Source organism: Mesorhizobium sp. M0663, assembly GCF_040320585.1.
In the GTDB taxonomy this organism is placed as follows: domain Bacteria; phylum Pseudomonadota; class Alphaproteobacteria; order Rhizobiales; family Rhizobiaceae; genus Mesorhizobium.
Genome location: NZ_JAMYPX010000013.1, coordinates 108961 through 134853 on the forward strand (window position 1 = coordinate 108961; position 25893 = coordinate 134853).

Below are 25893 nucleotides of genomic sequence, written 5' to 3' on the forward strand. Positions count from 1 at the left end.
CCCGTTCCTCCTAGGTCAGCAACCCTCGGCAAATGTCGATTAAAGTCGAAGCCCACCCGGCCAGAAGCGCAAAGATGGCGAGCCAGACGAAAAGCAGGAAATGCCAGTACATGGCGCACAGCTCGACACTGAGGCGAAGCCGCTGCGGCTGCGCTCCGTTCCAGGCGCCGACGCTCGTTCTGCCCAGCCCGACCAGTCCTCCCAGTATATGCAGGCCATGCATTCCCGTTAGCAGGTAGAAGAAGCTGTTGGCCGGATTGGATGCCAGAAAATAGCCGTCCGCACTCAGTTCCCGCCATGCCACAAGCTGTCCAATCAGGAAGACGAGCGCCGTGAGTCCAGCGGTGGCGAGGCCAAGCCTGACCATGTCCACTTGACCCTTGCGCGCCGCGAGCGAAGCGCACTGTATCGCAATGCTGCTCAAGACCAGTACGCCGGTGTTAAGCCAGAGCAGGGGCGGGATGGGCAGCGGCCGCCAATCCGACAGCGCCATGCGCATGAAGTAAGCACTGGTGAACAGCGCGAACAGGCAGCCGACGACGGCAAGGAAGACGCCGAGACCGATCTTTGCGGTCGGCAGCGCCGATCGGTCCAGAGCGACAAAATCCCCGATCATACCTGGCTCGAGCCACGGCTTCGTCATTAGCCGCTGATGGGAAAGCCACCACCCGGCAATACCGGCGATCACGAGCAGGAAGACCAGGATTACGCTCATGCCGGCTCCCTGGAGGGCGCGAAGGAGCCCGGAACGTTTTGCGGTATGAAGTCCTCCTTGGCTCCCGGTACGCTGTAGTCATAGGCCCAGCGATAGACGATCGGCAGATCCTTGCCGAAATTGCCGTGGGCGGGCGGTGTTTCGGGCGTCTGCCACTCGAGCGTCGTTGCCCGCCACGGATTGCCGCCAGCCTCACGGCCATGGCGGATGCTCCAGATGAGATTGAACAGAAACACAATCTGAGCAAAACCGACTATAAAAGCCATGATGCTGATAAACGAGTTCAGGTGGTGGGCCGATTCCGTCATGATCGTCATGTCGGTCAATTCGTTGTACCGCCGCGGCACGCCCATCAAGCCGAGATAGTGCATGGGAAAGAAGATCAGATAGGCGCCGAGGAAGGTGACCCAGAAATGGAACCGGCCCAGTGTCTCGTTCAGCATCCGGCCGGTGACCTTCGGATACCAGTGATAGATCGCGCCGAAGATTACGATGATCGGGGCAACCCCCATGACCATATGGAAATGGGCGACGACGAACATCGTGTCCGACAGCGGAACGTCGACGACGACATTGCCGAGGAACAAGCCGGTCAACCCGCCATTGACGAAGGTGACGATGAAGGCCAGGGCAAAAAGCATCGGAATCGTGAGGTGGATGTCGCCGCGCCACAGCGTCAGCACCCAATTATAGACCTTGATGGCTGTTGGGACGGCGATGATCAATGTCGTTGTGGCGAAGAAAAAGCCGAAATAGGGATGCATGCCACTGACATACATGTGGTGCGCCCAGACCACGAAGCTCAGCGCGCCGATGCCGACGATGGCCCAGACCATCATGCGGTAGCCGAAGATGTTCTTGCGCGCATGGGTGCTGATCAGGTCGGATACGATGCCGAAGGCCGGAAGCGCCACGATGTAGACCTCCGGATGGCCGAAGAACCAGAACAGATGCTGGAACAGGATCGGGCTGCCGCCGCCGTGCTGCAACTGTTCGCCCATCTCGACGATCGCCGGCATGAAGAAGCTGGTGCCGAGCGCCCTGTCGAGCAGCATCATCACGCAGGCGACGAACAGCGCCGGGAAGGCGAGCAGCGCCATGATGGTGGCGGTGAAAATACCCCAGACAGTAAGCGGAAGGCGCATCAGCGTCATGCCGCGCGTGCGCCCCTGCAGCACCGTCACGACATAGTTCAAGCCGCCCATGGTAAAGCCGACGATGAACAGGATCAGCGAGACAAGCATCAGGATGATGCCCCAGTCCTGGCCGCCTGGCGTACCGGTCATGATTGCCTGCGGCGGATAGAGCGTCCAGCCGGCACCCGTCGGTCCGCCGGGCGCAAAGAAGCTCGACACCAGGACCAGCACGGCGAGCAGATAGATCCAGTAGCTCAGCATGTTGACATAGGGAAAGACCATGTCGCGAGCACCAACCATCAACGGGATCAGATAGTTGCCGAAGCCGCCCAGGAAGAGTGCCGTGAGCAGGTAGATCACCATGATCATGCCGTGCATGGTGATGAACTGGTAGTAGGCTTCCGGGGTGATGAAGTCGAATGTGCCGGGGAAGCCGAGTTGCAGCCGCATCAGCCAGGATAGCACCAGCGCGACCATGCCGATCGCTGTCGCCGTCGCCGAATACTGGATGGCGATGACCTTGGCGTCCTGCGAGAAAACGTATTTCGTCCACCAGCTGTGCGGATGGTAGAGTTCCATTTCCGCGACTTCGGCCGGCGGTACCGCATCTGCAGGTGTGATATCGACCATAGGAACACCTCCGTGCCCTTTTCGGCCAGCCCGACAGTTCGGGCTTGCCACACTAATTTCAATCCCGACGGCGCGCCGTCGTTCCGGTTTCCTACTCTGCCGAGCCCATCTGCTGGGGGGCGGACAGCTGCGCAAAAGTCTGCTGCTGGCCAAGCCACGCCAGATAGTCTTCCTGAGTATCGACCATGACCACGCCATGCATCATCGGATGTCCCTGGCCGCAGAGTTCGGCACACAGGACCTGGAAGGTTCCGGTCTTGGTCGGAGTGAACCAGAAATAGGTGACCGAGCCCGGGATCATGTCCATCTTGGCGCGGAATTCCGGCACGTAGAAATCGTGCAGCACATCGACCGAGCGGAGCAGCATCTTGACCGGTTTGCCTACCGGGAGGTGCAGGTCGGCCGCTTCCACTACGACATCGTCCTGGCCGTTGGCATCGGTGGCGATGACGCCGAGTGGATTTTCAGCGTTGACGTCGCGAGTGTCGGATGTGCCGAGCTTGCCGTCCTTGCCGGGGAGGCGGAAACTCCATTGCCACTGCTGGCCGACGACTTCGACCTCGGTTGCGTCGCCTGGAACGTTAACGAACCGGCTCCAGACGAACAGGCCTGGAACGAGCAAAGCGGTGACGCCAACCGCGGTGACGACCGTCAGCCAGGATTCGAGCCGCCTGTTCTCAGGTTCATATGCCGCCTGATTGCCTTCCCGATGACGGAAGCGGAAGACGCAATAGGCCATGAAAAGAACCACGGCGGCGAAGACGACACCGGTGATCCAGAAAGTTATGATGATGGTGTTGTCGATATAGTCCCAGTTCGAGGCAATCGGCGTCCACCACCATGGGCTCAGGAAGTGGAACAACACCGAGCCCACGACTATCAGAACGAGTACAAGCGCAACGGCCATGTCCCGGTTCCTCCCGGTATTCCAAGCGGCGCAAGCCGTCCCGGGAAATACCAAGTGCATCATAACTTGATTTGCGATGAAAATTCTAGAGCCGGCTGTGGGAAGGGCAAAAATACCATTTCGGGGCTGGCGGTCCTTCGGTTCGGCGGTGATCAGCGGCAGCGCGTGGCAAACATCGTCAGCGTCGAGTAACCGGCAAGGGCGGGCACGCCGAATGTGCCCGGCAGAGTCACCGGAACGGCGATCGTCGGGGATCGTCGCGCGCAGGTTCTGCAGGAACAGCAGCATGACGAAGCACGTCAGCACGATTGCTTCGACCAGTGTCCGTTCACCTGCTCGACGCTCGACGAAGGGAGTGGAGCCACTTTATTGGCCGGCAGATGTCACCCGCCAAACTGTGTTGCCGACGTCGTCGGCGATGAGCAGGGCCCCGGTTTTGTCGACAGCCAGGCCGACAGGCCGGCCGCGCGCCTTGTTGTCCTTGTCCAGGAAGTCAGTCACCACGTCGGTAGCGACGCCGCTCGGACGGCCGCCGCTGAATGGTACGAACACTACCTTGTAGCCATTGAAGCGCGTGCGGTTCCAGCTGCCATGCTCGCCAACGAAGGCGCCGCCGCGATATGCCTCGGGAAGGCTGGTTGCCGTATAGAAGGCCAGTCCCAGAGGGGCGACGTGGGAACTCAGTGCATAATCCGGAACGATCGCTTTTGCGACCAGGTCCGGACGTTGGGGCATGACGCGGGGATCGAGATGCTGGCCGTAATAGCTGTATGGCCATCCGTAGAAGCCGCCATCCTTTACCGAGGTCAGATAATCCGGCACGAGATTGGGGCCGAGCTCGTCGCGCTCATTGATCACTGCCCAGAGCGCCCCGGTCTGCGGCTCCCAGCTCAGGCCGTTTGGATTGCGCAAACCGCTGGCGAAAATGCGCGACCGGCCGGTGGCCCTGTCTACCTGCCAGATGGCGGCGCGGTTCTTCTCTGCCTCGATGCCGTTTTCGGCGACGTTGCTGTTCGAGCCGATGCCGACATAGAGCAGCGAGCCGTCGGGGCTTGCCACCAGACTCTTCGTCCAATGGTGGTCGATCGGGCCGCCGGGCAGGGCGGTTAGCGGCGTTCCGGGCACGGTGATCTTTGTGTCACCGGTGTTGTAGGGATAGCGGACGATGGAGTCGGTATTGGCGACGTAGAGATCGCTTCCCACCAGCGCCACGCCAAAGGGGGAGCTCAGGTGGTCGAGGAATACGCTGGTCAGCTCCGGCTTGCCATCGCCATCGGTGTCGCGCAGCAGCGTAATGCGGTTGCTTGGGCCGCTGTCGCCGCCCGAGGTGACCCAGGATTCGATCCAGCCCATCACCAAATCCTTGGGCCGTTTGATCGGTTCGCCACCCGGCGCCTTGGACTCGACCACCAGGACGTCGCCATTGGGCAGCACGTAAAGCGACCGCGGATGCTGCAAGCCGTGGGCATAAGCCTGGATCTGCAGCCCCTGCGCGACGGTCGGCTTTTCGTCGTTCTTCCATCCGACCACGGAAGCGAGATGCATGGGCGGGAAGAAATATTGGATCGGCTCCGGCAGGTTTGGATTCGGCCCTATCTGACTGCTGGGATCCGGGTCGTTGCCGCTGCACGCTGCAAGAGTGATCGCCGCAGTGCAAATGAGGACGGACACCGCGATGCGCCTGGTCTGACCGATGGAGCTTGCTATGCGCATCAATCCGCCACTCCGACGTGATGCCGGTACACCATGGACCAGCCCAGCCAACCAGTGAAGATGAGGATGAGCACGACAACCGCCGAGAGGATCAAGCCGGTAGGAACGATGGAGGTCCATGCATCGCGGGTGTGCACGAGCATGTTGATAATGGATAACGCCAGCGCCAGAAGATTGCCGAGCACGTGTGGCCAGGCGGGGGGCTGTGCCCTTATCAGCGGATTGGCCAGGAAATCGATCAGCCCCGCGATCGCTGCTAGGCAGCCCATGATCACGCCGACGGTAACCAGCCAAGCGGAGAAGTCAGCCCACATCATCTCCGCTGTTCGCCAATAGGCTAGATCCGTCAGCAGGGTGCCGACGAAGCAGGCGATCGGAAATGGCACGAGCATCGGATGAATAGGATGTCCCGCAATCCTGGCCGTCGAACGCGGATTGTCACCGACCATAATGCGCCATCCTTCCTATTCTCGTCCAAACAAACGCCGCCTGCCCGGCCTCCGGCGGCTGTTGCCGAGAGACCGGCAGACGACCGATAGATCCGTCAGGCCCAAAAAAGGGCGCTGGCTGGCTGCGCCTGTTAGGCGGCGGACTGGGTCGGCGGGTTCTGATACATCATCCAGAGCTCGATCGCCGCCAGCACGGCGACCAGAATGCCGATCACGACATGCACGGTCATCGCCGTGGTCGCCTGGAATCCAAGCACCCAAGGCGATGCGAGAACCCACAGTCCGACGACCAGGTTCACCCACTCTTCCCACACGGCAAATGCTGCGAGGGCGGCAACCGAAAGCACGACGATCAAGATTCCGCTGCCGAGGGCGTTCTGCGTCTGCGGGCCTGCCGCAAATGCGAAGATCCAGGGAGAGAAGAACAGAATTGCCCCAAGGATCAGGTTGGCTACGTCACAGAGCCTGGCGTTTGTCCACTGGTTCATGGCATCCTCCATAAGGAGCGTTTATGGCTCCCGAGTTCGGCAAGGTGGTGCCTGAGTTCGGCGCGATACGCCCGAAGCCGCTCACTCCGTGTCACGGCAGTGCCCTTGCCCGGCCGGAGTTGCGCATGTGGCGAACTCCAGTCAAATCCAGCTATCTAACTGAATTCCGGGCTTTATGTTCCATTGGGCACCGGCACGCCTGGATCAATTGATGGTGATCGAACAAATCCAAACCTGCCTGTCAGGGGGCGGCGGGACGGCGGCGCGTAGCTCATTCTGTCTTTTTATCGAGCCGGTGAAACATTTCTCATGGATCGCAGTTCTTGGATCCAGAGGAGTTGAATAAGGGCAACCTGATTGCACGGGAGGAGCGCGGACGGCACAACTATAAATACGCTCTGCATAGAATACTTCGCAACTGGAAGCTCTCGCTTGTCTTGGTTGTCGCCGAAGCTTGTTTGAAAGACGGCGGTCGCCGCCGAAAAGATTTCTAAATGAAAATAGCCCAGATCGCACCGCTAACCGAATCCGTGCCGCCCCGAACCTACGGTGGAACCGAGCGAATTGTTTCGTATCTGACCGAAGAACTTGTCCGACAGGGCCACGAGGTGACGCTGTTCGCCAGCGCCGATTCTCGTACCTCAGCCGAGCTGGTGCGATGTTGCGACGTCGCGCTGCGCCTGAACCCCAGGGTCCAGGACGGTGGTCCGCACCATGTTATGATGCTTGAACGGGTGCGCCGGCGAGCCGATGAATTCGACGTTTTACATTTCCACGTCGATGTTCTGCACTTCCCAATAATTCGGGATTTTGCCAGACGAACGGTTACCACGCTTCACGGCAGGCTCGACCTGCCCGATCTGGCACAGCTTTATGCGATGTTCGACGACGTTCCCCTGGTCTCGATTTCCTTCGACCAGCGCCGGCCCATGCCGCCCGTCAATTGGGTTGGAACCGTGCATCACGGCCTGCCCCGCGATCTTCTGCCATTCCACCCGAACACCTCTGGCTATCTTGCGTTTCTCGGTCGCATCTCGCCGGAAAAGGGGCCGGAAACGGCTATAGAAATAGCAGCGCGGGCCGGGTTTCCCCTGAAGATCGCCGCCAAGATCGACAAGGTGGACCAGTCGTTCTGGAAGGAAAGGGTCGAGCCGCAAGTGCTGCGGCATTCGAACGTGGAGTTCATTGGCGAGATCGATGAGCGGCAAAAGGCGGATTTTCTGGGCAATGCGATAGCGCTTTTGTTTCCGATCGACTGGCCGGAACCCTTCGGGCTCGTAACGATCGAAGCAATGGCCTGCGGTACGCCGGTGGTTGCGTTCCGGCGTGGCGCCGTCCCGGAGATCATCGATGACGGTGTGTCCGGATGGATCGTGGATACGGTGGAGGAAGCCGTGGGCGCGCTCCGGCGCATAGACAGCCTCGATCGCGCACGAGTGCGGCAGACGTTCGAGAAGCGGTTCACGGTCGAGCGCATGTGCAGCGATTATGTGGCACTCTACCGAGCACTCACGAGCGGCACGGCAGACGCAGTTGCCCCCACAAACGAGCTCTCCAGAAATATCGCGATGGTGGCTGTGCCGGGCTGAGGAACCGACTAATCCATATACAGACCACGACGGCGGAGTCCGGGAGCGCCTGCGGGGTCTTGTCGCCGGGCGCGGCGATCGCGCCAGAAGCCTTTGATCAGCAGCAAGCCTTCCCGGGGCTAGTGCTTTCGCGAGCGGCGGCGCACTGCCGCCCGGTCCGGATTGACGCGCGCTACTTTCGCTGCAAAGGTGCTTTAATGACTTGTTTACCATGCGTCAGTCAGGGGTGGGGGGAATTTGGAACGGTTTCTGAGCGCGAACCGCCTTAATTGGGATGATCGGGCCGAACTGCACTCGACCGACACAACGGGCAGCTACCACATCGAGAATGTGCTGGCCGGCGGATCCAATCTCTATGAGCTGGAAACGCGCGAGCTCGGCGATATCGCCGGCAAGGATATCGTCCACCTGCAGTGTCACATCGGTCTTGACACGATCAGCCTGAAGAATCTCGGCGCAGGCAGCGTGACCGGGCTCGACTTTTCACCGACGGCGATCGTGGCGGCGCGGGATTTTGCTGCGAAGGCAGGCACCGACGTGCGCTTCGTGGAAGCGCCACTGTTCGAGGCGGTGGAAGCGCTCGGCCGGACCTTTGACATCGCTTACGTTACTTGGGGCTCGGTAAACTGGCTGGACGACGTGTTCCGTTGGGCGCGGGTGGTTGCCGATCTTCTGCGACCCGGCGGCCGCCTCTACATGGCCGAGGGCCATCCATTGATGTTTCAGTGCGATCGAAAGGCCGCGGCCCTGGAATTGAAGCACGACTGGCGAACGCCGATAGCTCGGCCGCTCGCCTGGAACGAGGAACTGACCTACACCGGCGATGATCGCATCTTGAAGCATCCTCGCTATTATGAATGGATCCACCCGATCAGTGACGTGGTGAATGCGCTGATTTCAGCTGGTCTGACGCTCGATTTTCTCAATGAGCATGATACGGTTTCGTGGCAGCACTTTTCATTTGCCGTGCGCGCCGGCAAGGATATGTACGGCCTACCCGAGAACTCTCCCAAGATACCGATGGCCTATTCCATTGGCGCGACGAAGCGCAGCGTCGGCAAGATACCATACCTTGTGTCTCCCAAGGCGATTGAGGGGCACTAGTCCAAGGTCAACGCTCCAGAGTACTCGGGTCGGAGCGTCGAAATGTGCAATGGCGCTCGTGCGCCTCGATCTTCCGAGCAAGGCTGATCTAGCTGGCGTTTCATGTTGGTCCGCATCGTGCAGCCCGCCTTCAGCATCGCTGTCGGTATCGCAGCCGGCGTCAGCCGTCGGAAAATGAAATTTCTCAGGAGTATGAAGGTCAAATTAAACATTGAAAGCTAATGTTCCTCATCGGGTCGACCCCGAGAACCTGAAAATGGCACTTGAGGAATCGCCTATTGGCTTTTTTCCGCGCTAGGTTCAACGGCATCAAGGAGGCCGTCTTTTCGTCGGCAAATATTCCGGCGGCGATCGCGTTTGTCGTCATCCTTGTCAGCGCAGCGTTCGCGGAGCACCAGAACAAAATCGTCTCGGACCAGGCCGTCCGTGCGGACGTGCTGACCAAGGTCAATCTCATCCGCGCCAAGCTCGAAGGCAATATCAACGGAAACCTTCAACTCGTGCGTGGACTGGTCGCCGCGGTCGTGACCGAGCCCTATATGGGACAGCAACGCTTCGCCTCGCTCGCGAGCAATCTGTTTGGCGCCGACTCGCAATTGAACGATATTGCCGGCGCGCCTGATCTGGTCGTTTCCCTTATGTATCCGATGGAGGGTAACGAGCAGGCGATGGGTCTGGACTACCGCAAGAACGAGCGGCAGCGTGCGGCTGCGCTAAGGGCGCGAGACGAACGCAAGCTGGTGCTTGCCGGTCCCGTCGACCTGAAACAGGGAGGACAAGGCTTCATCGGCCGCTTTCCGGTCTTCGTGCCGAGCGCTGGCAATACGGAAAGGTTCTGGGGTATCATTTCCGCCGTTGTCGACGTGCAGCGCCTTTACAGAGCGAGCGGCTTGCTTGACGACGATCTCGGGATCGACGTAGCGCTGATCGGCAGGGACGCCCTCGGTCACCGAGGTGGTCAATTCTACGGCAATGAGGAGATCAGCAAAAGCGATCCGGTGACGGCTGACGTTTTGCTTCCTTCCGGCTCGTGGCAGCTCGCGGCCATTCCCAAAAACGGCTGGCCTTCGACGCCAAGCAACGCATGGTTGTTGCGCGCGATCATGGCGACGGCCGGAGCCTTGGTTGTGTTCCCTTTCCTGGTCACAGGCCGCCTGATTGGCGAAAGACAGCGCAATTATGCGGAATTGCGTCGATTGTCACGACGCTTGGAACTCGCTCTGGAAGCTTCGGCTATTGGGGTTTGGGAACACGATCTCGCGACCAACGAGCTTACGTGGGATGATCGCGTCAACGAAATATATGGCAAACCAACCGGCGAGCACCGGGGCTACCCAGACTGGGCGGGAGCAATCCACCCAGATGATTTGGCTGGCGCCAACGCGGACTTCGACAGGGCGGTGGCCAGCGGACGACCATATTTGTCGGAGTACCGGATTGTGCGTCAGGATGGCGAGATCCGTCATGTCCGGTCCAAGGCGATCCTCTACCGGGTCGCAAACGACACCCCAAAAATGATCGGCGCGGAATGGGACGTGACTGCCGACGTCCTGCTGAACAAGGATCTGGTTCGTGCAAAACAGCTGTCCGAGTCGAAAAATGCAGAACTCGAGTCGGCCAAAGCGCGCATAGAGCACATCGCGCTTCATGATTCGCTGACCGGCTTGCCCAACCGGCGTTACCTCGACCAGGTACTGGAACATTACGCGGCAAACGCCAGGCGCTCAGGCGGGCACGCGGCACTGCTTCACATAGATCTGGATCGGTTCAAGCACATCAACGATACGCTGGGCCACGCCGCCGGTGACGCGATGCTGGTTCACGCGTCAACCGTGCTCAGGTCGAAGGTCGGCGACGAGGGATTCGTCGCCCGTATCGGGGGAGACGAATTCATCGTTCTGTGCGTGGTGCGCGACGATACCAAGCAACTGGCGCTGCTCGCCGACCGCATCATCAGCCAGATGCGCGAACCCGTCTACTATCAGGGTCATCGATGCCGTTTTGGTGTCAGCGTGGGAATCGCTGTCGATAACGCAAAAGATGTCGAAGCCAAACACCTGCTGGTGAACGCCGATATCGCGCTTTACCGAGCAAAGGGGCGGGGCCGCAATCGATACGAATTCTTCACCGACGCGATGCAAAGCGAAATCGTCGATACTAAGCGGATTGCCGACGAAATTCTCGGCGGCCTCGAGCGCAACGAGTTCATCCCCTTCTACCAGCCCCAATTTGACGCAAAGACGCTCGAAATCGTTGGGGTTGAGGCGCTGGCGAGGTGGAAACATCCAATAAAGGGTATTTTGGCGCCCGACATCTTCCTGAGGATTGCAGAAGAACTGAACGTCGTCTCGATTATCGACCAAGCCATATTGAAGCAATCGCTTTCGGATTTCGAAGAGTGGTCCGCTGCAAAACTTCACATTCCGCGGGTGTCGGTCAATGTCTCGGCCAGGCGCCTTCAAGACGAGGAGCTCATCAAGAGCCTGCGAGAACAAAATATCAAGAAAGGAACAGTTTCGTTCGAGCTTGTTGAGTCGATTTTCCTGGACGAGAACGACGACCTTGTCACCTGGAATATCGAGCAGATAAAAGAGCTGGGGATTGACGTCGAAATAGACGATTTTGGTACCGGCTACGCTTCGATGGTCAGTTTGCTGAAGTTGCAGCCGCGCCGGCTGAAGATAGATCGGCAGCTGGTCACCCCAATCGTCAAATCTCCGCAGAGAAGGCAGGTTGTCTCGTCGATCATTGAAATCGGCAAGTCGCTGGGTATCGAGGTCGTGGCGGAAGGCGTCGAGACGATGCAGCATGCACGGCTACTCAAGGGCCTGGGCTGCGACATATTGCAGGGTTATGCCTTCGGCCACGCATTCGATTCCGAGGGACTTAAGACCTTTGTCCGATCGCGACGCCTGCGCACGGCCAGCTGAGCCTCGGCGCCAGAATTTATCGAGCCGACCGCCTTGACGTTGCGGTACAGAGGCGCACAGCGGACAAAGCTGAAAACAACGCCAAACCTCAGATCAGCAGCAGGCCCTTCATGCTGGAGTGGCCTTTCCTGCCGATGATGATGTGGTCGTGAACGGCAATGCCAAGCGGTTTGGCCGTTTCTATGATCAGCTTGGTCATCTCGATGTCGGCGCGCGACGGCGTCGGGTCTCCCGACGGATGGTTATGCGCCAGAATGATCGCCGTGGCGGAGAGCTCCAAGGCGCGCCTGACCACCTCGCGCGGATAGACCGGTGTGTGGTCGACTGTGCCGACCTGCTGGACTTCGTCGGCGATCAGCGCGTTTTTCTTGTCGAGGAACAGGATGCGGAACTGCTCGCGCTCCTCGAAGGCCATCACCGACCGGCAGTATTCGAGAACCTGCGTCCAGGTCGACAACAGCTCGCGGCCGACGATCTCGCCGCGCGCCATGCGCTGCGCCGTTGCCGCAACCACCTTGAGGTCGAGCGCCACCGCCGGGCCGATGCCCTTCACCTCCTGCAGGCGCTCGACGGGCGCACCGAGGACCTCGGCCAATGTACCGAAGCGTGCCAGCAATGCCTTGGCGACCGGCTTGGTGTCGGCGCGCGGGATCAGCCGAAACAATAAAAGCTCGAGCAGTTCGTAGTCGGGGAGGGTGTTGGTACCGGCGGCGAAGCGCTCGCGCAGGCGGTCGCGATGGCCGAGATAATGCGGCTTGTCGGCGGCCACCGCCTTCGCGGGCGATCGCACTGGCCTTTCGGGAAAGAAGGCCCGCTCGTCATCGTCACCGTTCATGGCTGCCCCACCCAGCATTTGCCGGGCAAGGTAACGCCCGATCTGCCAGACACTAGGCCCGCAGGCCGGGGCGGTCGAGGTTTTTTGGCGACAGCGTGAAGATCTCGCAGCCGGTCTCGGTGACGCCGATCGTGTGCTCGTACTGCGCCGACAGCGAACGGTCGCGCGTCACCGCGGTCCAGCCGTCCGACAGCACTTTCACATGCGGCCGGCCGAGATTGATCATCGGCTCGACGGTGAAGATCATGCCCGGCCGCATCTCGACGCCTTCGCTGGCGCTGCCGTAATGCAGGATATTCGGCGCGTCGTGAAACAGCCGGCCAACCCCGTGGCCGCAGAAATCGCGCACCACCGAGCAACGCTCGGCTTCGGCATAGGTCTGGATGGCGGCGCCGATGGCGCCGGTTCGGGCGCCCGGCTTGATTGCCGCGATGCCGCGCATCAGGCACTCATACGTGACTTCGAGCAGCCGCTCCGCGGCACGCTTGATCGTACCCACCGGATACATGCGCGAGGAGTCGCCATGCCAGCCGTCGAGGATATAGGTGACGTCGATATTGACGATGTCGCCATCCTTCAATGGCTTGCTGTCGGGTATGCCGTGACAGACGACGTGGTTGATCGAGGTGCAGGATGATTTCGTGTAGCCACGGTAGTTGAGCGTCGCCGGAAGCGCGCCATGGTCCATCCCGAACTCGAAGACGAAGCGATCAATCGCTTCGGTGGTGACGCCGGGCGCCACAATCGGTACCAGTTCGTCGAGGCAGCGCGCGGTGAGATCGCAAGCCTTGCGCATGCCGACAAAACCTTCCTCGTCGTAAAGACGGATCTGGCCGGTGTTTCTGAGCGGTGCCGTGGCGGCGTCGAGATAGGTGACCATTTTTATCCGTCTTGCAGGATGCGGGGCTGGATGAGCCTCCGCGAGAGAAACCTTCCCAGATTTGGCACTGGAAAGCGCAAGGTTCAAGGACGAACTGCCGGCGACGGCCGAAGACCGGCGATATTCACGCCTGGGAGCATTCTCCTTGCCTCTAGCGGCCCATGCTTCGCCGGGTTCATTGACCACCGTAGTGACGACACATTTCTAGGCGAGAAGTCGGCCCAAGCGTTAGCCGCCACGGCAACTTTTTGCGACGAACGGCGCTGCTGCGGGGGTCGGTTCGGGAGAGATCGAATGGACAGACTGCAATTCGAGGTGCCGGTGCGGATCGCGCCTGTGCCCGGCCAGCCGGTCGAGGAAATCTACAGTGTCGAGCAGGCGCTCGATTTCCTGCAAACGTGGCCGGTTCGCCGGAAGGGACCAACCTACCAGGCCGCGTTCAATGCCTGTTTTGGCGCCACGGTGGACATCGTCGAGACCGAGGACGCATGGCGGGCCTTCATGGCCTTTTGCCGGGTGAGCGGCCTGCTTGCCAGGGACATGATGGTTCCGCGCAAGCGCGGCGGCGAGGCGAGGGGACTGCGGGCGTAGGGAGCCGGTTCGATTTCTGCCGGCGTTCCATCTGGAAGTTGACGAAGCGCTCCATGCGAAGCTCGATCATACCCGCGATCGTTGACATTTGGCGGCCTTTGCTTGCCGGGTGGGAAGGGTGTCTACAGGAGATGACGGCTTCGCACCGGCTTGCGCGGCTATGGCGGGCCGTAACCGGCGAGCGCTGGCGGTCCGGACCGAAGGCCTACAGCTTTCTGACAAGCTCCTTGCGTTTCGCGTCTCTGACGGTGTCGCTGTATCGGAACTCCGATTCCTTAGGAAAGCGAATCCAGACATCGTGCCATGCGTTCCGAGACGTGCCGCGCGCCACGTTCCTGACCCATTGAGACACCGAAGAAAATGTGGTCGCATCGCTTACCACATTCTCGGACTTGATGGTCGCGTAGTGTGTCTTACCCAGGTACTTCATGCGAAGCTCGGTTCCGTTGGGCAGGAACACAAAGCTCCACTGATGGCCGCGATCGGGGTCGCCGAACTCAGCTCCAGCAACGGCCTGCTCTGCTGCGAACTGGGCAACGCCCTCCCTGGTCCACACAAGCGGCTCGTCCCGCGTTCGCTCGATGAACTGTTCCACCTGATCGACGGCTAGGCTGACCGGGTCAAGCTTGCCCCCGGATCGAAGGATAATGCGGTTGTATAGATCCTGCGGGAAGGGAATCGAAACGTAATCCACCAGCGCTCTCCCTGTTCGAGTAGGGGCTTTATGGCAGAGTTAAAAATAGTAGTCAATCGTAGCTATGCGTAGTTATTTGCTGCGCTTTAGTGCCGTCTCACCTACTCCGAGCGGAAGCTCACGTTCGCGCTGAAGTCTCCCATCTTCCAGACGCCGTGAAATAACAGCGGCAAGCTCCGTGACCTGAGTGCCGAGCCCTGGGAGCCCCGGAGGAGAGATGCTGAGGCTGCGCTGGCGCCGCAGCCGCCATTGGGCGGAGCTCGACAGGATCGAGCGCATCTCCAAGGCGGTGGTGGACACCGAGCGCGGCGGCCAGCTGGTGGTCAAGTACACCGCCCAGCTCAGCAGCACCGAGATCGTGGCGAAGGCCGAAGCCGCCCAGCGGGCCGTCTCCGGGGCCATCAACAGCTGACTCCCATCGCTCCTTCCCCGGCAGCGCGGCTAGGGCCGCCCGCCTCGCGGCCGGGCGGCCCTAGCGTTGATTTCGTCTCTCGTCGGGTCTAATGCCGAGGGTCGGCATCGAATGAGAGAACGGCTGCATGTCCACGGAGACTCCTCCGACCGTCATCAAGGCGAACTGTTCGAGCTGCGGCGGGGAGCGCAACTGCGAGGTCCGCGGATATCACGATCAGCGCGGCGACGATGATTACCGCCACTGGTCAAAGAAGTGGTACATCCTCGAGTGCCGTGGTTGCGAACATGTATTTGCGCAGACATCGTTCTCCAGCAGCGAAGACTTCGAGGTCGTATATCTGCCGAACGGCGAAGAGATCTTGGATCACAATGTCTACAACGACACGTGGCCCGCACAGCTGAAGAGAAATCGACCTGACTGGTTTGCGAACGTGTTGCTGATAGGCGGGGACTTGAGTGAAGCTCTGACCGAGCTCTACGGCGCGCTCGACAACGACCTCAACACTCTGGCGGCCATCGGAATGCGAACGACATTCGATGTGGCTTCGGGCCGACTAGGGGTCAGTCAGAATATGACATTCAAAGAGAAACTGGGTGAGTTGGCCCATAAAGGCCACATCGGCGTTATCGACGAGAAGCGCCTCCTCGCGCTTGTCGAGGCGGGCAACGCTTCAGCGCATCGAGGCTGGAAGCCAAGTGGTCATGACTTGAACACGATGATGGACGTGTTGGAGCACTTTCTCCACGAGGCATTCGTCAGGCCGGCGCTTAATTCGCACCTCGATGCCAAGATCGATAAAATGAAGAGCCTTGTTCCGCCGAGAGCCACCATAAAATTTCCCGCAACTCCGCCCCTCAGCGTACCTGACGCGAATCCCCCCGCGCCATCCACACTGCCGCCCATATTACCCTAGAATCAGCCTGCGAAGGCGAGAGGGACCGCGATGCATCCGGTAAGTACCTGATTTCTTGTGGATTTTCTGGTACGCCCAAGGGGAATCGAACCCCTGTTACCGCCGTGAAAGGGCGGTGTCCTGACCGCTAGACGATGGGCGCGCTCAGATGTGAGCGCTTATAGTTGCGTCGCGACAAACCGGCAACCCGTCTGCCGCCGGCTGCGACAACTTTTTTCCTTTGGCTCCAAACCGCGTCTTTCCGACAGCCAAGCTGGTTTTTGCGGCATGATGCAACGCCGCCGAAGGGCCTTCGCGGTGACGGAAGATCCTCGCCCTAGCCGCGCCTGCGGCAACGCCAGTTCCAGTCGCGCTCCGGTCCGACATCGACGTGAACGGATTCGGTGTGGCAGTAGGTGCCGACGCCGCCGCGGCCCGGCATGGTGCGGATGTAGCTCGCCAGTTCCCACTTCGAGACGCCGGGGACCTGGATGTCGGCGGCGGCGCAGTACATGTGCAGCGAATTCTTGGCGCCGTTGGCGCGGCGGTTGCGGGCCGGATCGCGGTAGCCGGAGGTGACCGTCATCTTGCGGCCGTAGTGGCCTTCGATCGTCTTCAGCACGCGAACCAGCGACGGCTTCAAGCAGGCGACATCGACGCTTTCGTTCTGTTTCAGGAGGCCGTTGGGCGCCAGCCGGGCGAGGCCGGCGGCGGAGGCGACCTGGTAGGCGCCACCCGAACCTTCGTCTTCGTTGAGATCGACGTCACTCTCATCGTCGAGGCCGGATTTGCGCTTGATCTCGAACAGCGCCGTCTGTCGCACGCCGGGCAGCGCATCGGCCGTGAAGTGGCTGGTATCGCCCGTCGACACCAGCTGCACCGGCTTTTCAGCCGGATTGGCCGAGGCCAGGGTAACGGTGGGTTTTGCCGCAGGCGTCGCCTTGGCCTGCACGACCGTTGGCTGCCCGCCCGATCTGCTGTTGGCCGGCGATGCTGCCGAAGCGGGGGTGGCGCTGAACAGCGAGGCCAGGAAATTTTTCTTCGGTGCGTAGGCCTGTGGCTGCGGCATCTCGCCGGCGGTCACATAGACCGGGTTGTTCATCGCCGGCGCTGCGGCCTTGGCGTCGGGCTTCGATGCATCAGCACTGTTCTGTGCCACGGCCTGATCGGCCGTCTGGGCGTTTGGTTGCAGCGGCTGCGGCGTGTGTCCCGCGATCGTCTCGGCTGCCGTGGGAACGGCGATCGGGAAGCCGGCATCGGGCTTGGCCCCTGGCTTGGCCACTGGCACATAGGCCACCTGCTCGGGAAGGTTGGCGTCACCGTCGGCATTCATCGTCATTTGTGCGGTCGTCATCTGCGACGATGATGCGGCCGTGCTGGCCTGGGGCGCACCGGCGGCCGTGCTGATTTCGGTAGCCGAGGTATTATAGCCTGGCATGCCGACCGACATGGTCGGGTCGCCGGCCGAGGTGCAGGACGCCAGGAGCACCGAGAAAAGCGCCGCCACAATGGCGCGGCTTTCTCCCTTCGCGAGGCGCGATCCTGCTGATCTCAAAACAAAATTCCCCCTCGATATCCGACCGGTTCGTCATTGGCGCGGCGTCGAAACGTCTCGTCGAAATGACCCTTGTTCCCCGAACCGGAAACGAGACCTGTGTCAAATCTGCAAGCCTCAAAGTAATTTGGCGGCTAGAGGATGAATCAAGGCTGCTCAGGGTTGACGGCACCATTTCGCCCGCTTTTGGCGGCGCGTCAACTCACCACACATTACAGATGGTTACACGCGCACCTTGACATAGGTGCCGGGGGCTTCGCCTAGAACTTGCATATGCTCGCCCGGTTTGCGGGCCGGTACGCGGGTATTGTCCCTGGCTTCGATCCAGCGTTGCCAGTGCGGCCACCAGGAACCGGGATGGTCGGTGGCCCCGGCGAGCCACTGGTCGAAGTCGCCGGCCGGCTTGCCGCCGGTCGAGTAGTGATATTTCTGCGCCGCCGGCGGATTGACGACCCCGGCGATGTGGCCGGAGCCGGCCATGACGTAATCGACCTCGCCGCCGAAATATTTCGAGCCGAGGAATACCGACAGCGCCGGCGCGATATGGTCCTCCTTAGAGGCGAGGTTGTAGACCGGCATGGTAACGTCCTTCAGCGAAACCGTGCGGCCCGCCAGTTCCATCATGCCTTGCGAAAGCCTGTTCTCGAGATAGCAATTGCGCAAATAGAAGGAATGGTTGGCAGCGCCCATGCGGGTCGAATCGGCATTCCAGTAGAGCAGGTCGAAGGGCAGGGGATCCTTGCCGCGCATGTAGTTGTTGACGACATAGGGCCAGATCAGGTCGCCCGAGCGCAGCATGTTGAATGCAGTCGCCATCTTGGTGCCGTCGAGATAGCCTTTTTCGTTCATCGCCTTTTCGACGGCCGCGACCTGTTCCTCGTCGACGAACACTTTTAGATCGCCGGCATAGGTGAAATCGACCTGGGTGGTGAAGAAGGTCGCCGATTTGATGCGGTGGTCGCCTTCCTGCGCCATCAAGGCCAGCGCTGCCGCCAACAGCGTGCCGCCGACGCAATAGCCGATGGCGTTGACTTGCCTTTCGCCGGTGGCCTTCTCGATCGTGTCGAGGCCGTATTGCAGGCCCTCCCTGATATAGGCCTCCCAGCTCTTGGCGCCGTGCCGCTCATCCGGGTTGATCCAGGAGATGACGAAGACGGTGTGGCCTTGCTCGACCGCCCAGCGAATGAAGGATTTTTGCGGGTTGAGGTCGAGGATGTAGTATTTGTTGATCCATGGCGGGCAGATCAGCAGCGGCCGCTTGAGCACGGTGTCGGTAGTCGGTTCGTATTGCAGGATTTCGGCGACGTCGCTGCGGCCGACCACCTTGCCCGGCGTGGTGGCGAGATTCTTGCCGATCTCGAAAGGCGAATAATCGGCCTGCCGCAGCTTCAGGTCGCCCTTGCCGGCGGCAATGTCCTCGGCCAGCATCTTCATGCCGCGCACCAGGTTTTCGCCGTTGGAGGCGACAGTCTCGCGAAACAATTCCGGATTGGTCAGGATGAAATTCGACGGCGAGATGGCATTGGACACCTGCTTGACATAAAAGCCGGCCTTGTGGCGGGTGTGCTCGTCCAGGCCGTCGGCGTGCTCGACCAGTTCGGCCGCCCAGCGCGAGGTGACCAGATACGCCTGTTTGAGGAAATCGAAGAAGGCGTTGCGGCCCCATTCCGGGTCCTGGAAACGCTTGTCGCCGCGCTCGGGCTTGACCGCGTCCTCGGCGTCCTCGGCGCCGGCGCCGATGCGCTGGACGGCGTTGGCCCAGACGGTCATGTAGCCGGAAAACAGCCGCGTTTGCGCCTCCAGCGCGCGCTGCGGGTCGGAGAGCCAGTATTCGGTGAGCTTGGAGAACGTCTTCACCATGTCGACGACCGGCTCGGCGACGTGATCGCGCACCTCGCCCTTTTCCCGCGGCTCGGCCCATGCCGAGGCGGCCTTGCCGGCCTGCTCGATCATGCGGGCCATGTTCAGGGCGAAGCGTTCCGGGTCCTTCACCAGATATTGCTCGACGGTCGAAGGTTGGTCATCTTCCGCTTTGCCCGAATCGGGTGTTTTGGACATGGTTCGCGGGGTTCCTCCCGAAGCGTTTTGTTGACATATTACCATGGGATATCGAACAGGGTCCAATGTGCTCTAACCCGGCCGCCAGGAAAACAATATGACGATTAATATTGGCAAGAACGTTTTTTCCGGCACTGGTCGTTTTTGCCGCATGGCGCTCGTCCTGTTGGCGATGGCCGGTTGCACGAGCAGCAACATAGAAGGTGCAGCGCCCGCCACCGGCCTTGTCGGCGCGAAGGACACCGGTTCCTATCCGAACCTGAACATCCGGCCGCAGGTGGCGGCCGAGCAATTCACCGACGAGGAAAAGAATGCCAAGCTCGCCCAACTGAAGGCCGAGGAGCAGAGCCAGGCCGCCAAGGGCGGCGGCGTCAAGGTTGCGGACCAGGCAGCGCTGGACCAGCTGGCCAAAAAACACGGCGCCGAGGCGCTGAAGCAGATCGAAGGCAAATGCGACCCCGCTCTCGACCCTAGTTGCAAATAAGCTTATACGCGCGACCGCAACCTCACTGTCTGGAACTGCCATGGAAGAATTTCACAAGGTCCGCCGGCTTCCGCCCTATGTCTTCGAACAGGTCAATCGGCTGAAGGCCAGCGCCCGTTCGCGCGGCGCCGACATCATCGACCTTGGCATGGGCAATCCGGACCTGCCGACGCCCAAGGCCATCGTCGACAAACTCTGCGAGGTGGTACGCGATCCGCGCACGCACCGCTATTCGTCGTCGCGCGGCATTCCGGGCCTGCGTCGTGCCCAGGCCAACTACTATGCCCGCCGCTTCGGTGTGAAGCTCGACCCGGACAGCCAGGTGGTGGCGACGCTCGGCTCGAAGGAGGGCTTTGCCAATATGGCGCAGGCGATCACCGCCCCCGGCGATGTGATCCTGTGCCCCAACCCGACCTATCCGATCCACGCCTTCGGCTTCATTATGTCAGGCGGCGTCATCCGCTCGCTGCAGGTCGAGCCGGACGACGGCTTCATCCCGGCGTTGGAGCGCGGCATCCGCCATTCGATCCCGAAGCCGCTGGCACTGATCCTCAATTATCCATCCAACCCGACGGCACTGGTCGCTTCGCTCGATTTCTACAAGGAGGTGGTGGCCTTCGCCAGGAAGAACGACATCATCATCCTGTCGGATCTTGCCTATTCGGAGATCTATTTCGACGGCAATCCGCCGCCTTCGGTGCTGCAGGTGCCGGGCGCCATAGACGTCGCCGTCGAGTTCACCTCGATGTCGAAGACCTTTTCGATGCCGGGCTGGCGCATGGGTTTTGCGGTCGGCAATGAACGGCTGATCTCGGCGCTGACGCGAGTGAAATCCTATCTCGACTACGGCGCCTTCACGCCAATCCAGGTGGCGGCGGCGCATGCACTCAACGGCGACGGCGCCGACATCGCCGAAGTGCGCGACGTCTACCGCAAACGCCGCGATGTCATGGTCGACGCTTTCAGCCGCGCCGGCTGGACCATTCCCGCACCGGCGGCTTCGATGTTCGCGTGGGCGCCGATCCCGGAGCCGTTCAAGCACCTGGGCTCGCTTGAATTCTCCAAGCTCCTGATCGAGCACGCCGACGTCGCGGTGGCGCCGGGCGTCGGCTTCGGCGAGCATGGCGACGATCACGTGCGCATCGCGCTGGTCGAAAACGAGCACCGGATCCGGCAAGCGGCGCGCAATATCAAGCGCTTCCTCGCATCCAGCGCCAAGCAGCCGAATAACGTCGTGCCGCTCGCCGCGCATCGCTGAGTGGTTCAGTCACAGCCATGACCGACCCTGCCAGCATGAACGTCCAGGCCGTCGTTTATGTCAGGCTAATCGATGAGTCGGTTTCCGTTTGGCGGCCGGTACAAGCAAAACAAATTAGTCCGACCACATACCTCATCTTGGACCAGCCCATACCAGCCTCGGAAGTGTGGGAGTTTCAGCCCGGGACTATAGTCACCGTGACCCGGAAGCCTGATGAAAACGACGACTATCTGGTTGCGGTCGAAAATCAATTCTAGCTGGCGGACAGACTCTCGGATGACTGAAGCGTTGCGTGTTGGAATTGCCGGCCTCGGCACCGTCGGTGCGTCGGTGGCCCGCGTGCTGCGCGACAAGGCGGCTGAACTGACGCGGCAGTGCGGACGCGACATCGTCGTGTCGGCGGTTTCCGCCCGCGATCCCAAACGCGACCGCGGCGTTGATCTTGGCACAGCACAGTGGTTCGACGACGCCGTCAAGATGGCGCAGACCGCCGAGATCGACGTGTTCGTCGAGCTGATCGGCGGCGACGAAGGCCCATCACGTTCGTCCGTCAAAGCGGCGCTCGAGGCCGGCCGACATGTCGTCACCGCAAACAAGGCGTTGCTTGCCAAACACGGGGTGGCATTGGCCGAGATCGCCGAGAGGAAAGGCGTGCTGCTCAACTACGAGGCGGCGGTGGCCGGCGGCATTCCGGTTATCAAGACAATGCGCGAGGCGATGGCCGGCAATTCGGTGACCCGCGTTTTCGGCATCCTCAACGGTACCTGCAACTACATTCTGACGCGCATGGAAGCCGAGGGCCTGTCTTTCGATGCCTGCCTGAAGGATGCGCAACGGCTGGGCTATGCCGAAGCCGACCCGACCTTCGACATCGAGGGTCACGACACCGCGCACAAGCTGTCGATCCTGACCAGCCTTGCCTTCGGCACGAGGATCGCCGCCAACGATATCTACATGGAAGGCATCTCCAACATCAGCCAGGCGGACATCCGCGCGGCCAGCGATCTCGGCTACCGGATCAAGCTGCTTGGCGTCGCCCAACGCACCGAAAGCGGCATCGAGCAGCGCGTGCACCCGACCATGGTGCCGACGGCCTCGGTCATCGCGCAGGTGCACGGCGTCACCAATGCGGTGGCGATCGAAACTGACATCCTCGGCGAATTGCTGCTTTCCGGCCCTGGCGCCGGCGGCAACGCCACCGCGTCGGCGGTGATCGGCGACATTGCCGACATCGCCAAGAGCCGGCCTGGCTTCCAGCATGGTCCGGTCTTCGGCCGGCCGGCGAAGGAATTGAAGCCTTATAAGAAAGCGCAGATGCGCAGCCATGCCGGCGGTTATTTCATCCGGCTGACCGTACACGACCGCCTCGGCGTCTTCGCGGCAATAGCCAAGCGCATGGCCGACAACGACATTTCGCTGGAATCGATCGTCCAGCATGCCGCCGGGCCGGAAACCGAGGCACAGAAGACCGTCATCCTGGTGACCCACGAGACGACCGAGGCGGCGGTGCGCAAGGCCGTCGACGGCATCACCAGGGACAGCCTTCTGACCGACAAGCCGCAAGTCATCCGCATCGAGCGGGCCGGATAGCAGTCTCACATTTTGCGTTTAATCGATTGATATTGCTGCGCTTTCAAAAAGGTCCAGCGCAGGTCTTGCTGTTGTCACGGGGCTTTGACACAAGGAGCGCGTCTCCGGCGGGAGGCTGAGTGCCAACGAGGATTGTCCATCGATGAATGTGGCCCAGAACATTGTCGCCGGCCTCGACCGGATACTGACCATGGAATTGGTGCGCGTCACCGAACGCGCCGCGGTCGCGGCCGCCAGATTGCGCGGGCGCGGCGACGAGAAGGCGGCCGACCAGGTCGCGGTCGACGCCATGCGGCAGGAGCTTAACCGTCTTGCCATCAACGGCACGGTGGTGATCGGCGAAGGCGAGCGCGACGAGGCGCCGATGCTCTATATCGGCGAGGAGGTCGGTACCGGCAAAGGCCCGGCTGTCGACATAGCGCTCGATCCGCTCGAAGGCACGACGATCTGCGCCAAGAACCTGCCCAATGCATTGGCTGTTATCGCCATTGCCGAAAAAGGCAGCCTTCTGTTCGCGCCCGACGTCTATATGGACAAGATCGCGATCGGCCCAGGCTATGCCGACGGCATCATCGACATCGATGCCTCGCCGGCCGAAAACATCGCCAGCCTGGCCAGGGCCAAGGGCGTGCCGGTGGCAGAGATCACCGCCTGCATCCTCGACCGGCCGCGCCATGGCGCCTTGATCGAAGCCGTGCGGGCGACAGGCGCCGCGATCCGGCTGATCGGCGACGGTGATGTCGCCGGGGTCATCCATACCACCGACCCGGACGAGACCGGCATCGACATCTATCTCGGCACCGGCGGCGCGCCGGAAGGCGTGCTCGCAGCTGCCGCCTTGCGCTGCACCGGTGGCCAGATGCAGGGCAAGTTGATCCTCGATACGCCGGAAAAGCTGGCGCGCGCCGCCAAGATGGGCATCTCCGACCCTAAACGGATCTACCACACGCAAGACATGGCACGCGGCGACGTGCTGTTTGCCGCGACCGGCGTCACCGACGGCAATATGCTAGCCGGCGTCAAGTTCGGCCGCAATTTCATCACCACGCACACGATCGTGCTGCGCTCGTCATCGCGGACCGTGCGCGAAATCAAGGCCAGGCACCAGGATCTGGAAAAGTTTTGATTTCGACTCAGTTAGCCGTTGCATACTGTGCGCAATGACAAATTGCAGACGGCGCGTCACGTGACGGGGGAAAGACGCTTTTTCCTCGATGTCAGGCAGTCGGCCACCGGCGTTTCCTGGGAACACCGGCTGACCGAACGTCAGGACATGGCCGCGCTCGCCATCGCGCAAGGGTATGGCGTGCCTGACATCGTGGCACGTGTGCTGGCCGGGCGTGGCGTCACCGCCCAACAGACCGAGCGGTTTCTGGATCCGACCATCCGCAACCTGCTGCCCGACCCGGCATCGCTGACCGACATGGACAAGGCCGCCTCTCGCATCGCCCAGGCGGTGATGGCCAGGGAAAAGGTGGCGATCTTTGGCGACTACGATGTCGACGGCGCCGCCTCATCGGCTCTGCTCAAGCGCTTTCTCGCACATTTCTCGGTGCCGTCGGAGATCTACATACCGGACCGCATCTTCGAGGGTTACGGCCCCAATCCGGAAGCGATGCGCGAACTCGTCTCGCGCGGCGCGACGCTGATCGTCACCGTCGATTGCGGCACCAATAGTGCTGCTTCCATCGACGCGGCGAAGGCCGTCGGCGCCGACGTCGTGGTGCTCGATCACCATCAGGTCGGCGGGCCGTTGCCGGCGGCGGCTGCGGTCGTCAACCCCAATCGCGAGGACGACCTTTCCGGACAAGGCCATCTTTGTGCGGCCGGTGTCGTCTTCCTTTGCCTGGTGCAGACCGCGAAGATTCTGCGCAGCCGCCTGCCGGATGCCGCACCGCCGGACCTGCTTGGCCTGCTCGATCTGGTGGCGCTTGGCACCGTCTGCGACGTGGTGCCGCTCACCGGCATCAACCGCGCCTTCGTGGTCAAGGGGCTGCAGGTGGCGCGGCAGCAGAGAAACGAAGGGCTGGCGGCGTTGGCGCGGGTCTCGCGTATCGGCGAGCCGATCAGCACGTTCCATCTGGCCTTTCTGATCGGTCCGCGCATCAACGCCGGCGGGCGCATCGGCGACGCAGCACTTGGCAGCCGCCTGCTTGCAACCGACGACCCGGTCGAGGCCCTCACCATCGCCGAGACGCTGGATCGGCTCAACCAGGAGCGGCAGTCGATGGAGCAGGAGATGCTGGCCGCCGCGCGCTCAGAGGCCGATGCCGAGCTTGCCGGCGGCAATGGTCCGGCCATCGTGGTCACAGCCAGCAGCAACTGGCATCCTGGCATTGTCGGCCTGCTTGCCTCGCGGCTCAAGGACCATGCAAGACGGCCGGCCTTTGCCATCGCCTTCAACGCCAATGGTGTCGGCACGGGGTCAGGCCGTTCAGTGTCGGGCTTCGACCTCGGCCGGTTGGTACGCGAGGCCGCCGATGCCGGACTGATCGTCAAGGGCGGCGGCCACGGAATGGCGGCCGGCATCACTGTCGAGCGGGCGAAGCTCGGCGAACTCAGGGCTTTCTTCGAAGAGCGCGCGGCGGTGGATGTGTTCCGCCTGCAAGGCGAGGAGAGCCTGGCGATCGACGGCGCGCTTGCCGCCGAGGGCGCGACGCTTGCGCTGCTCGATGCGCTTGAGAAGGCAGGGCCGTTCGGCGCCGGGCATGTTGCGCCGGTGTTCGCGCTGCCGCGCCACCGGCTTGTCGATGCGCGGGCGGTCGGCAGCAACCACATCCGCGCCGACCTGCAGTCGGAAAGCGGCGGCCGCATCCAGGCGATCGCCTTTCGCGCCGTCGACACGGCTCTTGGCGAATTCCTGTTCAAGAACAGGGGTAAGCCGGTGCATGTCGCCGGCTCGCTGTCGGGCAACCACTGGAACGGCAACCGCACGGTGCAATTTCGTATCGTCGACGCGGCGCTTGCCTGAGAGCTCGCT

22 protein-coding genes, 1 tRNA gene and 1 pseudogene are annotated in these 25893 nt (G+C 61.4%); 11 read left to right on the forward strand and 13 right to left on the reverse strand.

What is annotated here, in order from left to right; genetic code table 11:
- Positions 1 to 10 precede the first annotated feature (10 nt).
- The 7 genes and pseudogenes from NKI54_RS21740 to NKI54_RS21770 all read right to left on the reverse strand — a co-directional run bounded on the left by NKI54_RS21740 (position 11) and on the right by NKI54_RS21770 (position 6038).
- The gene (locus tag NKI54_RS21740; protein WP_352635480.1) at positions 11 to 715 is read right to left on the reverse strand and encodes a cytochrome c oxidase subunit 3; all 705 of its coding nucleotides are present in this window, start codon (positions 713 to 715) and stop codon (positions 11 to 13) included.
- Positions 712 to 2481 (reverse strand): cytochrome c oxidase subunit I, encoded by a 1770-nt coding sequence (gene ctaD / locus NKI54_RS21745; RefSeq protein WP_023678901.1) that lies wholly within the window; start codon positions 2479 to 2481, stop codon positions 712 to 714. Before ctaD ends, NKI54_RS21740 begins: the two co-directional genes overlap by 4 nt.
- Before the next feature lie 91 nt (positions 2482 to 2572).
- Positions 2573 to 3388 (reverse strand): cytochrome c oxidase subunit II, encoded by an 816-nt coding sequence (gene coxB / locus NKI54_RS21750; RefSeq protein ID WP_352692348.1) that lies wholly within the window; start codon positions 3386 to 3388, stop codon positions 2573 to 2575.
- Positions 3389 to 3555: 167 nt separating this feature from the next.
- Positions 3556 to 3748, reverse strand: a pseudogene (locus tag NKI54_RS21755) (efflux RND transporter permease subunit); the annotation flags it as partial.
- 6 nt (positions 3749 to 3754) lie between these two features.
- The gene (locus NKI54_RS21760; protein ID WP_352635477.1) at positions 3755 to 5101 is read right to left on the reverse strand and encodes a PQQ-dependent sugar dehydrogenase; all 1347 of its coding nucleotides are present in this window, start codon (positions 5099 to 5101) and stop codon (positions 3755 to 3757) included.
- Positions 5101 to 5550, reverse strand: a complete 450-nt coding sequence (locus NKI54_RS21765) for a DUF2231 domain-containing protein (protein ID WP_352620501.1) — start codon at positions 5548 to 5550, stop codon at positions 5101 to 5103. The genes NKI54_RS21760 and NKI54_RS21765 overlap by 1 nt, the downstream gene beginning before the upstream one ends.
- 131 nt (positions 5551 to 5681) lie before the next feature.
- Positions 5682 to 6038 carry an SPW repeat protein gene (locus tag NKI54_RS21770; RefSeq protein ID WP_023678896.1) on the reverse strand — a complete coding sequence of 119 codons (357 nt, stop codon included), beginning with the start codon at positions 6036 to 6038 and terminating at the stop codon, positions 5682 to 5684.
- A gap of 494 nt (positions 6039 to 6532) precedes the next feature.
- On the opposite strand from NKI54_RS21770, the gene NKI54_RS21775 reads away from it, so the two are divergent.
- The 3 genes from NKI54_RS21775 (at position 6533) to NKI54_RS21785 (ending at position 11661) form a co-directional block, all read left to right on the forward strand.
- Positions 6533 to 7627, forward strand: coding sequence for a glycosyltransferase family 4 protein (locus NKI54_RS21775; protein ID WP_352454464.1), 1095 nt, complete (start codon positions 6533 to 6535; stop codon positions 7625 to 7627).
- 237 nt (positions 7628 to 7864) lie between these two features.
- Entirely contained in the window at positions 7865 to 8731 is an 867-nt protein-coding gene (locus tag NKI54_RS21780; RefSeq protein ID WP_352692349.1) for a class I SAM-dependent methyltransferase, read from the forward strand.
- Positions 8732 to 9081: 350 nt separating this feature from the next.
- Positions 9082 to 11661 (forward strand): bifunctional diguanylate cyclase/phosphodiesterase, encoded by a 2580-nt coding sequence (locus NKI54_RS21785; protein ID WP_036239064.1) that lies wholly within the window; start codon positions 9082 to 9084, stop codon positions 11659 to 11661.
- Between the two features lie 88 nt (positions 11662 to 11749).
- On the opposite strand, the gene radC is transcribed toward NKI54_RS21785, so the two are convergent.
- Positions 11750 to 12496: a RadC family protein gene (gene radC / locus NKI54_RS21790; RefSeq protein ID WP_352568841.1), complete on the reverse strand. Its 747-nt coding sequence runs from the start codon at positions 12494 to 12496 to the stop codon at positions 11750 to 11752.
- A gap of 52 nt (positions 12497 to 12548) precedes the next feature.
- Positions 12549 to 13376 carry a type I methionyl aminopeptidase gene (gene map, locus NKI54_RS21795; RefSeq protein WP_352454462.1) on the reverse strand — a complete coding sequence of 276 codons (828 nt, stop codon included), beginning with the start codon at positions 13374 to 13376 and terminating at the stop codon, positions 12549 to 12551.
- Between the two features lie 294 nt (positions 13377 to 13670).
- On the opposite strand from map, the gene NKI54_RS21800 reads away from it, so the two are divergent.
- Complete coding sequence (locus tag NKI54_RS21800) at positions 13671 to 13967, forward strand: DUF982 domain-containing protein (RefSeq protein WP_023678889.1); 297 nt, start codon at positions 13671 to 13673, stop codon at positions 13965 to 13967.
- 205 nt (positions 13968 to 14172) lie between these two features.
- Here the strand turns inward: NKI54_RS21800 and NKI54_RS21805 are convergent, their stop codons facing one another.
- Positions 14173 to 14661, reverse strand: coding sequence for a hypothetical protein (locus tag NKI54_RS21805; protein WP_352568840.1), 489 nt, complete (start codon positions 14659 to 14661; stop codon positions 14173 to 14175).
- A 217-nt stretch (positions 14662 to 14878) separates the two neighbouring features.
- On the opposite strand from NKI54_RS21805, the gene NKI54_RS21810 reads away from it, so the two are divergent.
- Positions 14879 to 15073 carry a hypothetical protein gene (locus NKI54_RS21810; RefSeq protein ID WP_352568839.1) on the forward strand — a complete coding sequence of 65 codons (195 nt, stop codon included), beginning with the start codon at positions 14879 to 14881 and terminating at the stop codon, positions 15071 to 15073.
- Between the two features lie 127 nt (positions 15074 to 15200).
- Entirely contained in the window at positions 15201 to 15989 is a 789-nt protein-coding gene (locus NKI54_RS21815; protein ID WP_352635474.1) for a DUF4145 domain-containing protein, read from the forward strand.
- Between the two features lie 67 nt (positions 15990 to 16056).
- On the opposite strand, the gene NKI54_RS21820 is transcribed toward NKI54_RS21815, so the two are convergent.
- The 3 genes from NKI54_RS21820 to phaC all read right to left on the reverse strand — a co-directional run bounded on the left by NKI54_RS21820 (position 16057) and on the right by phaC (position 19581).
- A tRNA-Glu gene (locus tag NKI54_RS21820) sits at positions 16057 to 16131 on the reverse strand.
- A 174-nt stretch (positions 16132 to 16305) separates the two neighbouring features.
- Positions 16306 to 17418, reverse strand: a complete 1113-nt coding sequence (locus NKI54_RS21825) for a YcbK family protein (RefSeq protein ID WP_352568992.1) — start codon at positions 17416 to 17418, stop codon at positions 16306 to 16308.
- A gap of 327 nt (positions 17419 to 17745) precedes the next feature.
- On the reverse strand, positions 17746 to 19581 hold the full coding sequence (gene phaC / locus NKI54_RS21830; protein ID WP_352568837.1) for a class I poly(R)-hydroxyalkanoic acid synthase: 1836 nt from the start codon (positions 19579 to 19581) through the stop codon (positions 17746 to 17748).
- A 97-nt stretch (positions 19582 to 19678) separates the two neighbouring features.
- Here phaC and NKI54_RS21835 point away from each other — a divergent pair, with 97 nt between their 5' ends.
- The 5 genes from NKI54_RS21835 to recJ all read left to right on the forward strand — a co-directional run bounded on the left by NKI54_RS21835 (position 19679) and on the right by recJ (position 25884).
- On the forward strand, positions 19679 to 20065 hold the full coding sequence (locus tag NKI54_RS21835) for a hypothetical protein (RefSeq protein ID WP_023678887.1): 387 nt from the start codon (positions 19679 to 19681) through the stop codon (positions 20063 to 20065).
- Positions 20066 to 20105: 40 nt separating this feature from the next.
- Complete coding sequence (locus NKI54_RS21840) at positions 20106 to 21323, forward strand: LL-diaminopimelate aminotransferase (protein WP_023678886.1); 1218 nt, start codon at positions 20106 to 20108, stop codon at positions 21321 to 21323.
- Positions 21324 to 21599: 276 nt separating this feature from the next.
- A complete protein-coding gene (locus NKI54_RS21845; protein ID WP_352635470.1) occupies positions 21600 to 22913 on the forward strand; it encodes a homoserine dehydrogenase in 1314 nt (437 codons plus the stop codon).
- Positions 22914 to 23055: 142 nt separating this feature from the next.
- The gene (gene glpX / locus NKI54_RS21850; protein WP_352692350.1) at positions 23056 to 24039 is read left to right on the forward strand and encodes a class II fructose-bisphosphatase; all 984 of its coding nucleotides are present in this window, start codon (positions 23056 to 23058) and stop codon (positions 24037 to 24039) included.
- 60 nt (positions 24040 to 24099) lie between these two features.
- Positions 24100 to 25884: a single-stranded-DNA-specific exonuclease RecJ gene (gene recJ / locus NKI54_RS21855; RefSeq protein WP_352692351.1), complete on the forward strand. Its 1785-nt coding sequence runs from the start codon at positions 24100 to 24102 to the stop codon at positions 25882 to 25884.
- Positions 25885 to 25893 lie beyond the last annotated feature (9 nt).